Origin of the sequence: Tersicoccus solisilvae (assembly GCF_014643255.1) — a bacterium.
Classification (GTDB): domain Bacteria; phylum Actinomycetota; class Actinomycetes; order Actinomycetales; family Micrococcaceae; genus Tersicoccus; species Tersicoccus solisilvae.
Genome location: NZ_BMJI01000019.1, coordinates 1 through 12,612, shown reverse-complemented (window position 1 = coordinate 12,612; position 12,612 = coordinate 1). Strand labels below are relative to the sequence as shown.

The window sequence follows — 12,612 nt, the reverse complement described above, 5'->3', positions numbered from 1 at the left end:
GAACGATGAGCACGCACACCGGTGTCCCGTCGGACATCCACGGCGACTTCGAGTCGGTTCGCGACCAGCAGCGGCGGCGCCTGCGCGGCACTCCCGGCGAGAGCTGGGCCGCGCGCGCCGTCCGGCAGGTGACGGGAATCGTCACCGCCGACCCCTATCCGCAGCAGCTCACCGAGGCGGCCGCGGGCGTCCAGGGTGCCGTGACCACGGGCCGGCGCGTGGCCGTGATCGGCACGCGCGGCGGTTCCGGGCGGACCACGACGGCGGCGCTGCTCGCCCGCGTCATCGGTGCCCTGCGGACCGACCCCGTGACCGTGCTCGACGCCGCCGGTGCCCGCGGCACGCTGGCACTGCGGCTGGCCCCCGACCGCGCGCTGCCCCCCGCGCGCGAGGTCCTCGACGCGGCCGGGCGGGTGCCCGCCTCGGTGGCCGACCTCACCGGTGCCCTGGCCCCCGCCGGGCGCAACCTGTGGGCCGCATCGGCGAGCGCCGCCGACGGCGCGCTCGAGGACCTCGTCGTCGCCGCCTCCCGGTTCTGCGCGGTGACGCTGGTGGACGCGCCCGTCCTCCACGGCGACCCGGCCGCCACGGCGGGCTCGCCCGCCGGGTTCGCGGGGGCCCACGCGCTGCTGCAGGTCGCCCCGTGCACCGTCGCCGGGCTCGACGACGCCCGCTGGCTGGCCGGGACCCTGGCCGCCGGGCCGGCGTCACCCCCGCTGCTCACCGTCCTCGTGGACGTCCAGCCGGGCGCGGGTCTGGACGTCGACGCCGAGGCGCGGCAGCTCGACCACGACGGCGTGCCGGCGCTGCCCCTGCGCCACGACCGCCACCTGGCCGCCGGTGTCGAGTTCGACCTGGCGCTGCTGGCCCGCAGCACCCGGCTGCAGGCCACGGCGCTGGCCTCCGCCCTGGTCAGGACCGCCATCGCCGGCGTCCCGGTCACCACCGCCACGCCGGGAGCCGGCACCGGCGGCGGGCCCGGTCCCGGGAGCGCGGCCCGATGAGCGTGCGCCTCGTCCATCGCCCGGGACGGACCACGCCGCCGTCGCGCACGCCCGAGCCGTTCGTGCTGAACGCGCCGCCGCCCGTGGAGGGCGGCCGCGGCGGGATGAACATGATGTCCCTGATCCCGCTGCTCGGGGCCGGGGCGTCCATGACCGTGATGATGCTGTTCCGCGGGTCCAGCCTGGCGGCGGTCGGCGCGTTGATGATGATCGTCACCGTCCTGGCGTCCATCGTCATGCTGATCAGCCAGCGAGGCAGGGCGGGGCGGCAACGGCGCGAGCAGCGCGAGAACTACCTGGACTACCTCGAACGGACCCGCGCCGAGCTGCGTGCCGGCGAGCAGCGGGCGGTGCGGGTCGCCCAGGAGGGCAACCCGGTGCCGACCGCCCTGTTCGACGTCGTCCGCAACCCGGCCCGGCTGTGGGAGCGGCGGCGGGCCGACGAGGACTTCCTGCACGTGCGCCTCGGCACCGGCACGCGGCCGCTGCGGCCCATCACGGTCACCGAGACCGCCGGCGCCCTGCAGCAGACCGACCCGTTCATGGACTCGGAGCTGCGGCTCCTGCAGCGCCGTTACGAGGCGTCCCCCGGCCTGCCGTTGACCGTGCCCCTCGACTCCGCCGGCAACGTCAGCATCGTCGGGGACCGGGACTTCACCCTCGCCGTCGCACGGGTGCTCGTGATCCAGGCGGCCGCGTTCCACTCGCCCGAGGACCTGCACCTGGCTGCCGCGGTGCCCGAGGACCGGCGCGACGACGTCGGCTGGCTCACGTGGTTGCCGCACCTGGCCGACCAGAAGCACGCGCACGCCACCGGGCCGGTGCGCCGGCTCGCCCGCAGCATGGACGAGCTGACCGACGTCCTGGCCGACGACCTGAACGCCCGGTCCACGCTCGCCGCCGAGGCGCGGAAGAACTTCCTGCGCGCCGGCGTCGGGAGCGCGCTGCCGCGACTGCTCGTCGTCTCCGACGCCTTCGGGGAGCTGCCCGGGGAGCTCGCGCTGACGGACAAGCGGGCCACGCCGGGCTCCCTCGGCATCACCACGCTGCACCTGGTGCGCGAGCGCACCCAGGAGCCCTCGGACGTGGGCCTGCGGATCACCCAGACCGCCGAGGGCTACCGGCTGGAGAACCACCTGGCTGACCCGTTGTCGCCCGCCGTCCAGGAGGGTCAGCTGACGCCCCTGCCCGTCGCCACGGCCGCCGCGCTGGCGCGTGAGCTCGCGTCACTGCGCCTGTCGGCGGATTCCCTGGAGCACGAGAGCACATCCGGCACCGACGACTTCCTCACCATGCTGGGCCTGCGGGTGGACGCCACCGAGGAGGACGTGCGCCGGCTGTGGGCCCCGCGCGCCGAGGTCGACTTCCTGCGGGTGCCGCTCGGACCGGACGACCGCGGTCGGCCGGTGCTGCTGGACCTGAAGGAGTCCGCCCAGTTCGGCATGGGCCCGCACGGGCTGTGCGTGGGCGCCACCGGTTCCGGCAAGAGCGAGATGCTCCGCAGCCTCGTCCTGGGGCTGCTGGCCACCCACGCGCCCGACGTGCTGTCCATGGTGCTGGTCGACTACAAGGGCGGTGCCACGTTCGCCCCGTTCGCGGGCGCCCCGCACGTCGCCGGCGTCATCACCAACCTCTCCGACGACGTCGCGATGATCGAGCGCGTGTACGCCAGCCTGGCCGGGGAGATCCAGCGTCGGCAGGAGGTGCTCAAGGCGGCCGGGAACATCGCCAACATCACCGACTACCAGCTGCACCGGCGCGAGCGGCTCGAGCGCGGCGAGCACCTGGCCCCGCTGCCGCACCTCGTCGTCATCATCGACGAGTTCGGGGAGCTGCTCACCGCCCGGCCCGACTTCATCGAGCTGTTCCTCTCCATCGGCCGGATCGGCCGCTCGATCGGCGTGCACCTGCTGCTCTCCAGCCAGCGCATCGAGGGCGGCAAGCTGCGCGGCCTCGACACCTATCTCTCCTACCGGATCGGGCTGCGGACCCTGTCGGAGGCGGAGAGCCGCACCGTGCTGGAGACCCCCGACGCCTTCCACCTGCCGCCCGTGCCCGGCTTCGGCTATCTGAAGGTGGACACCACGACCTACACCCGGTTCAAGGCCGGGTACGTCTCCGGGCCGGCCGAGGACCTGCGCCGGGCGGAGGACGCCGCCCCGGCGGCGGTCGAGCCCGCGGTGGCGCTGGTGCCCCGGTACGCCGCCACGCTCGACGCCGGGGAGTCCTCGGCCGCGTCGGCGGCGGTCGTCTCGGAACACACCTTCACCGGGACCGGCGCGTTCGGCGGCACACGGGCGCGCACCGGCCGGTCCGCGTCGCCCGGCGCCGGTCCCGCCCCGGACGTGCCGGCCGTTCCGGCGGCCGCGGCGGCCGCCCCGGGGTCCGGCCCGTCGCGCCGCACCACGGGCCCCACGGTGCTCTCGACGCTGATGGGCGTGCTGTCCCGGTTCCCGCGGGCGGTCGAGCCCATCTGGCTGCCGCCGCTGCCCGCCGCGATGGCGCTGGACACGGCCGCCGGAGCACCCCAGAGCACCAGCGCGGGCCTGCGCATCCCCGGCGGCAACCTGCGGGTGCCGATCGGGCTGCTCGACGACCCCGCCAAGCAGTGGCAGGGCCTGTGGCAGCTCGACCTCACCGCCGCCGGCGGCAACCTGCACATCGTCGGCGGCCCGTCGTCCGGCAAGTCGACCCTGCTGCGCACGCTCGCCGCGTCGCTGGCCCTCACGCACAGCCCCGCGGAGGTCGGCATCTACGCCGTCGACCTGCTCGGCAGCGCGCTGCTGCCCCTGCAGGACCTGCCCCACGTCGGCGGCGTCGCCGTGCGCACCAACCGCGAGGTCGTTCGGCGCACCGTGGACGAGCTGATGGGCATGCTCGCCGTCCGGGAACGGCTCTTCGAGGAGCGCGGCATCGACTCCCTGACCACCCTGCGCCGCCTCGCCGGCCGTGGGGAGGCGCCCGGCGTCGCCAGCGCCGACATCGTGCTCCTGCTCGACGGGTACGGCCAGCTGCAGGACGAGTTCGAGGACGTCGAGCGCAACGTGCACGCCCTCATCTCCCGCGGCGGCGGGTACGGCATCCACGTCATCGTCACCTCCACCCGGACGAACGAGGTGCGGCTGGCCCAGCAGGCCTTCTTCGGCAACCGGATCGAACTGCGGCTCGGCGAGCCGGCGGAGTCCCAGCACGGCAGGAAGCTCGCCGAGGCCATCCCCGCGGACCGGCCCGGCCGGGCCCTGACCGACGGGAAGCTGCTCGGGCACGTCGCCCTGCCGCGGATCGACGGCGTCGACGACGTCGACACCGCGCAGGAGGGGCTGCGCTCCCTGGTCGCCGACGTCGCCGCCTCCACCGAGGACCGGGCGATGGCCGTGCGCGTGCTGCCCGCCCTCGTCGAGGCGGACACGGTCCCGACGCCGCGACGGCGCGGGCGCGTGCCGCTGGGGCTGCGGGAGAGCGACCTGGAGCCGGAGCTGCTGGATCTGCGCGGTGCCGACCGGCACCTGCTCGTGCTCGGCGACGACGGCTGCGGCAAGACCAACCTGCTGCGCACCCTCACCCGGCGGCTGCGGGAGCAGTACACGTCCGAGGACATCGTCTTCGCCGTGTTCGACCCCCGGCGCAGCCTGGAGGGCGAGATCCCCGACGAGTACCTCGGGGGTTACGCGCCCAGCGCCGCCCTGGCGGAGCAGCTCGCCGGGGCCGTCGCGACCGAGCTCGCCGAGCGCGTGGCCGACGCCGACCACGCCGCCACCGCCCCCGCCGTCGTGCTGCTCATCGACGACTACGACATCCTCACCGCGGGCGGCACCGGCCCGCTCTCCCGGCTCACGCCGTACCTGCCGCTCGGCGCGCAGATCGGCCTGCACGCCGTCCTCACCCGGCGCGTGCGAGGCGCCAGCCGCGGCATCTACGAGTCGTTCTTCACGGCCCTGCGGGACTCCGGCGGCACCGGCCTGCTGATGTCCGGCGACCGTGGCGAGGGCGTGCTGCTGAACGGGCTGCGGGCGCGCCAACTGCCGGTCGGGCGCGCGCAGGTGCTGCGGCCGGGCCGCGCACCGGAGACGGTGCAGCTGTTCCACAACCCGGTGGCCGAGTCGGACGAGGTCGGCGAGGGCACCGTGACCGGTCCCCTCGGTCTCGTCCCGTCCGCCCGTTCCGACGAAAGGAGCCCCTCGTGAGCGCCGACTGGGTGGTGGCCTGCCGGAACCAGCCGGAGCCGGAGAACCTGGTGGCGGCCGTGGCCGCCGTCGCCGGCGACCGGTTCGTCCGCGAGAGCGCCGAGGGGCTGCTGCTCGAGGTGGCGACGGCCGAGGACGGGCCGGCCGACGTCGTGGTGGAACTGCCCCGGCTGATCCGGGTGGGCGCCGAGCCCGGCCGCGTGCTCGCCGGCGCCACCATCACGGAGCTCGGCCCGCCCGCCGACGGCACCGCCGGCCCGGCCGGCTTCCCCTCGCTGTCCCCCACCGCCGAGCCGGTCTGGTGGGTCGAGGTGCACGCCGTCTCGCCCGCGGGCCGGCCCGTCGCCGAGCGGCTCGCTCTCATCATCGGCGGGGCGTTCGGCGGTCACGTCGCCGGGCCACCGCCGGGCCCGGCCGACTCCTCCGACGCGCCGGGGGGCGACCGATGAGCCTGTTCGACTTCACCACCGCCGACACCGCGGTCCTCTTCCAGGACAAGCCGGTGGTGCACCGATCCGCCTGGGTCGACCTCGCCGCCGCACGCGCGGCCGAGGAGGGCCGGTTCCTCGCCCTGATCACCCCGCCGGACAGTGCCCTCACCCTGCCCGCGAACGACCTGCTCTCGCAGCCGGGCCGGCGCTGGTTGGTCACCCGGCACGACGGCCGGTTCCACGACGGCTACACGGGCCGGGTGCACGGCTGGGACGGCGATGCGTTCACCACCGTCGACGAGCTCGCCGAGGAGTTCCTCGTCGCCGACGCCCGGCCGGACGGCGCCCTGCACCTGCGCGCGGACGTCATGCATCCCGCCGCGCACGGAACGCGCGTCGGCGACCTGGCCGAGACGCTGCTGACCCTGCTCACCGGCCAGCCGCCGACCGGGTGGGGCACCCACGAGCCGGCCAGCGAGCCGTGGGACGTGAGCGCGCTGACCGACCACTGCTTCCGCATCTCCCCGCACCGGTCACGCCTCGTCGTGGTCGGCGCTCCGCAGCCGGGCAGCCAGGTGGCCGCGGTCGGCGTGCTGGACGTGCAGCGCACCGCCACCGGCGTCAGCGAGACGTTCGAGCTGCTGGTGGAGGCCGACGACCCGCTCGACGACGCCGCGCTCGGCTACGTCGGCCGCGCGCTCACCCGGCACGCGGTGCGCAGTGCGCTGGTGGGGCACGCCCTCGGACTGCCGGCACTGAACCGGCCGGCCCGGTTCACGGGGGCGTCGGTGCCGGGCCTGGCGGTCTTCGGGCCCGACGCAGTGCGGTCGGCCGGGCCGGAGGCGGCCCGGAAGCTGGCCGGGGACCGGGCCGAACTGGTCGGGCCCTCGGCGGCGCCGTCGCTCGTCGTCGCCTACGACCAGCAGCCCGAGGGGGTGCACCCCCTCGAACAGCACGCCCGCTTGGTGCAGCGCCTCGCCGGCTGAGGCCCTCGGTGCTCGAACTCCGTCGCCTGATCTCCGTTCTTCGGCCGCTTCGGTCTCCGTTCTTCGGCCTTCGGTCTCCGTTCTTCGGTCTCCGTCATGAGTCCGTCAGTTCCGCCCTCGAACGGGAGTCTTTGACCGGGGCATGAGGGCGGAACCGACGGACTCAGCGAAACCCGAGGGCGGAACCGACGGACTCAGCGAAACCCGAGGGCGGAACCGACGGACTCACGGTGCCGCGGCACTCGGTCCCGCGGCGATGACGCCGGAGGCACTCAGTCGTCGATCGGGGTGTCCAGCAGAGCCAGGTCGTCGACCGTGACGAGGTGCGACGTGATGGCGTGTTCGACGAGACGCGCCCGGCGGTTGGACGCCGGTCCCCCGCCCGTCGCCCGCAGCCCGGTGACGCCGACGCGGTCGAGCTTCTCGCAGACGTTGTCGAGCTTGCGGTTGAACTTGGACTGCGACCAGTCGAGGCGTTCCGCCGCCTTCGCCGACGACGGGATGTTGGCGAAGCCGGTGCCCCCGCGGCGCAGGGACGGCTCGGCCAGGGCCAGGATCAGCGCCTTCTGGGTGGGGGTGAAGACCACCATGCCGATCGTCGTCTCGCCCGACGCGTCGGTGGTGCGGGGATCGGCCCGGAACGTCGGCGTGGCGATGTGGACGGCCAGCTCGTAGGTGGTCGCACCGGCGGTGAACACCACCGTCGTCTGCCCGAACACGAGCGGCAGCTGGGCGCCGGGCGCGAGCCACGCCTGCATGCCGCCGGACCCGTCGGCAACGGTGGCGGAGAGCAGCGAGCCGACGTTGGTCAGCCACCACAGCCCGTCGCGGCACACGATCTGCAGGAAGGTCCGGTGCAGGTAGGGGTTGTCGTCGATCCGCAGGTCGCCCTCGCGGCCGATGGTGAAGACGTCCTCCGGCGCGGGGGTGTACCACTCGCCGCAGAACTCGACGGTCAGCTCCGCCATGTCGTCTCCCCCGGTGCGCCGGCGTCCGCGGATCCCCCCTGGACCCGGCTCGACGCGGGAGCGCGGCACCATTGTGACACAGGGCCGGCCCGGCGTCGGGGCGGGCGGCGCGGGCGACCGCCGGTCACGCGAGGTCCTCCAGCGTGGCGGTGACCCCGTCACCGAGGTCGATGCCGTCACCGGACCGCAGGAGCAGTGACCTTCCCTCCTGCAGGCGGCGGGCGGGTTCGCCCGGGTGCGTGAGGACGGTGCCGTTGGTGGAGTGCAGGTCCGTCGCCCGCCAGCCGTCGGCGACCCGCTCGATCCGCAGGTGGGAGCGCGAGACGTCCGCCTGGGGGCTCGGCACGGTGACCAGCCGGACGGCGGCCGGGTCGGTGCCCTCGGGCAGGGCGGGGCGGCGGCCCAGGACGGTGATGCCGCCGTCCAAGGGGACGATGTCACCGGTCGCGAAGACGGCGCGCGGGCCGCCGGGGGTGCTGCGGCGAGCCGCCCTCAGCGCCTCCTGCTGGGCACCGGTGAGCGTCAGCCCGTCGTGGTCCTCCCCCGCGTCGACCGGCTCGCCGCGCGGGGCCGGCGACGCCGGGGTGACGGCCGGCGGGGCGGGGGCCCCGCCGGGTTCTGCCACCGGGACGGCGGGTGGGACGGTCGACTCGGTCGGGGACGTGGCCGCGGGTGCCGGTGGCCGCGCGAAGCGCTCCTCGTCCAGACGCCACGGCACGGCGTCGATCAGGGTTCGGGGACGGGAGGGGACGGGCGGGGCGTCCTCGGGACGCGGTGCGTCGGCGTTCGTTGACGGGGCGAGCACGGGGGCCTCGGCCGGGTCGGGGCCGTTCCCTGCGCCGGGGCCGTTCGCAGCGGCCGGGGCCTCCGGCAGCTCCTCCGGCAGATCCACGGCTGTCACCGGCGTCCGCTCCGCCGCGTCCGCGGTGGTCGTCGCGGCGACCCGGGGCTGTTCCCCGGTCGGCGGGGCGGCGATGGTGTCCGTCGACACGGGCGCGGCGTCGACCGGCGGTTCCTCCATGACGCGAGCCGGTCGCGGTCCGGCGGGGTCGTCGGCCGGCTCGGCAGCGACCGGCGCGGCGTCCTCGGGCGCGGCGTCCTCGGGCTCGACGTCCGCGGACGCGGCGGCGACCGACGTGGCGTCGTGCGCGACGACGTCCACGGCGCTCGGTGCCGAGGCGGCGGTGAGCGTCTCGATCCGGATGCCCCCGGCCAGGGCCGCGCCGTCGACGAGCAGGCGCCAGTCTCGGTCGGATCCGGAGGCGGCGGCATCATCCGTGCCGGTATCGGTGGCCGCCGGGTCACCCGGCAGCTCGACGGTGAACCGGCCGCCCCCGGGCAGGCGGCCCTCCGCCCACGTCAGTGCGTCGACGCCGGAGACGGCCGGGGCGGCGGCGTGCCCGTGGTCGGCGAGGCCGCCACTCGGGTCGATGGCGGTCCGCCGGACCGTGATCGGCCCCCGGACGACCACGTGGGCGGCGTCGTCGTCGAGCCGCAGCACCGCGAACCCGGGCAGCGCGAACAGGTCGGCCGGGACGCCGTCCGCGCCGGGTCCGACGGTGGCGAGGGCCGCGGGCAGTGCGCGCACGACGACGGCGAGACCGTCCGCGCCCTCGAGCGTCAACCGGACCGCCCCGGCGGCCGCGGCGGTCTCCGGGGGGAGCACGACGACGGTCCGGTCGCCGACGACGAGGACCCACCGCCCCGGCGTGTACGCGACCGCGGGTGCCCGGCGGGGTGTCATGTCCGCGTCACCACGATGGTGCGATCGCCCAGGTGCACGAGGGCGCCGTCGACGGCGAGCATCGGCACCCCGGGCTCGACCACGGTGCGGTCGGCGTGCGGCGGTGTGATGGCGGTGCCGTTGGTCGAGCGCCGATCGGAGACCCAGACGCCGTCGGCGTGCGCGGCGAGGTGCGCGTGGGTCTTGGAGATGCTGCGACCGGGGTCGGGCAGGTTGACGAGCAGGACATCCGGTTCCTCGGGCGCGTTGACGGGGTTGCGGCCGACGAGGGCCTCCCCCCGCAGGGTCACGGCGCTGCCGTCGTCGAAGGCCAGGCGCCAGGCGGTGGAGCGGGGCCGGCTGGCCCGGGTGTGCTCGAGGTCGTCCGACGCCGCGGCCGGCGCGGGTACCGACGCGGCGGGCGCGGGTGCCGGTGCTGGCGGCGCCGGTGCAGCGGGTGCCGGTGCTGGCGGCGCCGGTGCCGGAACGGGCGCCGGCGACGCGGACCCGGCCGTTCGCTCCCCGGCCGCGGGCGCGTCGCGGCGGCTCCGGGCACCGTCCCCGGCCAGCGGGTCGCGGCCGAGGGCGGCGTCGACGACCCAGGTGCCGGCGGCCTTGTCGTGCCAGCCCTGCCGCTGCCGGTCGCGGTCCCAGACGTTGGAGACGGTGACGAGCAGCGGCCCGACCACCGGCAGGACGCCGGCGACGGCGACGATCACCGTGCGCACCAGTACCCGCCACCACCCGGGGGCGGCCGCCCGCGCGTCGACCGTGCGGATGCCGACGGTCACGCCGCCGACGGTGCGCCCGCGCGTCGCCTCCCACCACCACTGGGCGATCACGGCGGTCACGGCCAGGCCCGCGCCGGCCGCGAGGCTCGGCGCGCTCGCGCCCTGCGGACCCTGCGCGGCGGCGAGCGCGGCCGTCACGGCGACGACGAGCACGAGGACCAGGGCGTCGATCAACCGGGCCACGAGCCGCTTGCCCGTGGACGCGTTCACCAGGGGCAGGGCTGCCGCGGTGGCCGGCTCGGACGCGGGGGCGGGGGTCGCCGTGCTCATCGGCTCATCTCCGGGGTCGGTGGGGCGGTCCTGCGGGCGGCCGGCGGCGGCGAGGCCGGCCCGGCGCACCCGGTCACGGTGTCCAGCATGCCCGAGCGGGCGTCTCGGAACCACGCCCGCTCTCCCGCCGGATCGAGACCTCCAGGCAGGTCTGTCCCGTGGCCCGGCGCGGCACGACGACGCGGGGCTGGGCGACGCGCACGGGGTCGGCCGAGAAGTCGGTGGCGGTGTAGGGCCGGACCATGTACGAGTCGCCCGTCACCGGCTGGGGGTTGCGCCACGTGAAGACGATGCCGCCGCTGCCGGCCGCCCCCTTCAGTCCGGCCGGGGTGGGCACGGTGCCGTAGATCAGCGGGTCCGCGGGGCTGGGCGACAGCGCGGGTGCGCTGCGCTCGGTGGTCGGTGCCGGGCCCGAGACCAGGGAGACCACCACGACGACGCCGGCGACGAGGATCGCCAGCGCGAGCACCGCCAGGGCCACGAGCCGTCCGCGGCGGCCGGGCGGGCGTTCCCCCACGGACGGGTCGTCGAGGTCCCGGTCGGCCGCGTTCGTCCCGACCGCGCGGTGCTGCTCGTCCGTGGACCGTTCGGACCCGGTCGCGGCACCGGTGCCCGCCGCGGTCGCCCCGCCCGCGGCGACACCGGGGACCCGGCTGATCAGCGGTCCCCCCGGTCGCGCGGTGCTCGGGCGGGCCCCGGCCGCCGAACCCGGGCCGGCCACCGTGTGCTCGTCGTCGGGCGTGCCGATCGAACCGCCGCGGTGCCCCGGCGTGCCCGGCCGGGGACGGCGCCGCACCTCGATCCGTTCGGGGCCGGCGACGTCCGCGGTGCGCGCGTTGGTGGTGCCCTCGGGGTCGATCGAGACGACGCCGCGCACCCGGGTCGCCTCGCCGTCGCCGTCATCGGGCGCGACGGCGACGGGCTCGGCCAGGATCTCCACCGGGGTCACGGCGAGGGCCAGTTCGGCCTGGATCCGCTGCAGGTCGTACGCGAAGGCCTGCGCGCTGGGGTAACGCGACATCGGGTCCTTCGCCATCGCCGTCGCGAGCACCCGCTGCAGTGAACCCGGCACGTCCTCGCGTCTGATCGGCGGCAGCGGCGTGCCGGTGATCCGCCGGATCACCTCGGCCTGGGAGTTGTTCCCGCCGGTCACGGCGAACGGCGAGTGCCCGGCCAGGAGGGTGTAGAGGGTCGCGGCGAGCGCCCAGACGTCCAGTCGCACCCCGTCGACGCCGCCGCCGTCGAACGCCTCGGGCGGGGACCACGGGATGGACATGCCGGCGTCAGAGGTGTCGGCGGCGTCCATGGTCCCGGAGATGCCGAAGTCGGTCAGGGCCGGCCGGTTGTAGTCGGTGACGAGGATGTTGGCCGGTTTGATGTCCCGGTGCACGATGCCGGCGCGGTGCGCGGTCTCGACGGCCGAGGCGACCTGGACGCCGATGGTGAGCACCTCGCTGACGGCGAGCGGGGCCTGCCGGGCGCGCACGTTCAGGCTCGGGCGGGAGCAGTACTCCATGGCCAGATAGGAGTGCCCGGCCGCGGTGACGTCCGCCTCGTAGATGGTGACGATGTACGGGTGCGTGGAGACCTGCGCCATCAGGTCGGCCTCCCGCTCGAACGCGGCCCGTGCGTCGTCGGTGCGCAGGTCCGCCAGCTGCACCTTGATCGCGACCTTCCGGCGCGGCCGGTCCTGCTCGTACAGGTACACGTCGGAGAACCCGCCGGACCCGAGGACGCTGAGGTAGCGGAAGCCGGGGATCTCGGGCGGCGGCGCGGCGCGGCGCGTGCTCACGAGCGGGCCTCGAAGGTCAGCCGGACGTCGTCGCCGAGGTCGACGACGTCGCCGTCGAGCAGCATGGTGCTCTCCCCGCGGCCGAGCCGGCGCGGCGGCTGCCCCGGGCGGCGGAGCAGGGTCCCGTTCGTGGAGGCGAGATCGTCGAGCAGCACGTGCCAGCCGTCCAGCCGCACCCGCACGTGCGAGCGGGAGACGTCGCCGTGGGGGCTGGGCACGGTGACGACGCGCGGCATGTCCGCCCCGGCGCCGCGGGTGACGGCGGGCTGGCGGCCGACGACGAGCGGCCGGTCCAGGGCGATCCGGCGGCCGTCCGTGAGGGTGAACGTGCCGAGCGGCGGTCGCGGCACCCGTCGCGGCTCGGCGGCCAGGGTGCGGCCGCAGCGGCCGCAGTCGGAGGCGGCGGGCGGGTTGGCGTGCCCGTCCGGGCAGAGCCGCGCCAACACGAGCGGGCCGGTCGCCG

At 76.1% G+C, this 12,612-nt stretch carries 9 protein-coding genes; 4 read left to right on the top strand and 5 right to left on the bottom strand.

What is annotated here, in order from left to right:
• Positions 1-5 precede the first annotated feature (5 nt).
• The 4 genes from IEX22_RS12615 to IEX22_RS12600 are packed head-to-tail and all read left to right on the top strand — an operon-like array spanning position 6 to position 6,605.
• The gene (locus IEX22_RS12615; RefSeq protein ID WP_188668772.1) at positions 6-1,004 is read left to right on the top strand and encodes a CpaE/TadZ family protein; all 999 of its coding nucleotides are present in this window, start codon (positions 6-8) and stop codon (positions 1,002-1,004) included.
• Positions 1,001-5,188, top strand: coding sequence for a type VII secretion protein EccCa (gene eccCa / locus IEX22_RS12610; protein ID WP_188668771.1), 4,188 nt, complete (start codon positions 1,001-1,003; stop codon positions 5,186-5,188). Before IEX22_RS12615 ends, eccCa begins: the two co-directional genes overlap by 4 nt.
• Positions 5,185-5,637: a hypothetical protein gene (locus tag IEX22_RS12605; RefSeq protein ID WP_188668770.1), complete on the top strand. Its 453-nt coding sequence runs from the start codon at positions 5,185-5,187 to the stop codon at positions 5,635-5,637. Before eccCa ends, IEX22_RS12605 begins: the two co-directional genes overlap by 4 nt.
• Complete coding sequence (locus IEX22_RS12600; protein ID WP_188668769.1) at positions 5,634-6,605, top strand: DUF6177 family protein; 972 nt, start codon at positions 5,634-5,636, stop codon at positions 6,603-6,605. Before IEX22_RS12605 ends, IEX22_RS12600 begins: the two co-directional genes overlap by 4 nt.
• A 272-nt stretch (positions 6,606-6,877) precedes the next feature.
• Here the strand turns inward: IEX22_RS12600 and IEX22_RS12595 are convergent, their stop codons facing one another.
• The 5 genes from IEX22_RS12595 to IEX22_RS12575 form a co-directional block, all read right to left on the bottom strand.
• Positions 6,878-7,573, bottom strand: a complete 696-nt coding sequence (locus IEX22_RS12595; RefSeq protein ID WP_188668768.1) for an FHA domain-containing protein — start codon at positions 7,571-7,573, stop codon at positions 6,878-6,880.
• Positions 7,574-7,697: 124 nt separating this feature from the next.
• Entirely contained in the window at positions 7,698-9,317 is a 1,620-nt protein-coding gene (locus IEX22_RS12590; protein WP_188668767.1) for an FHA domain-containing protein, read from the bottom strand.
• Positions 9,314-10,357 carry an RDD family protein gene (locus IEX22_RS12585; protein ID WP_188668766.1) on the bottom strand — a complete coding sequence of 348 codons (1,044 nt, stop codon included), beginning with the start codon at positions 10,355-10,357 and terminating at the stop codon, positions 9,314-9,316. The genes IEX22_RS12590 and IEX22_RS12585 overlap by 4 nt, the downstream gene beginning before the upstream one ends.
• Before the next feature lie 73 nt (positions 10,358-10,430).
• Positions 10,431-12,149 (bottom strand): serine/threonine-protein kinase, encoded by a 1,719-nt coding sequence (locus IEX22_RS12580; RefSeq protein WP_188668765.1) that lies wholly within the window; start codon positions 12,147-12,149, stop codon positions 10,431-10,433.
• Positions 12,146-12,612, bottom strand: a 467-nt coding sequence (locus IEX22_RS12575) for an FHA domain-containing protein (RefSeq protein WP_188668764.1), incomplete at its 5' end; no start/stop codon positions are given. The genes IEX22_RS12575 and IEX22_RS12580, both read right to left, overlap by 4 nt.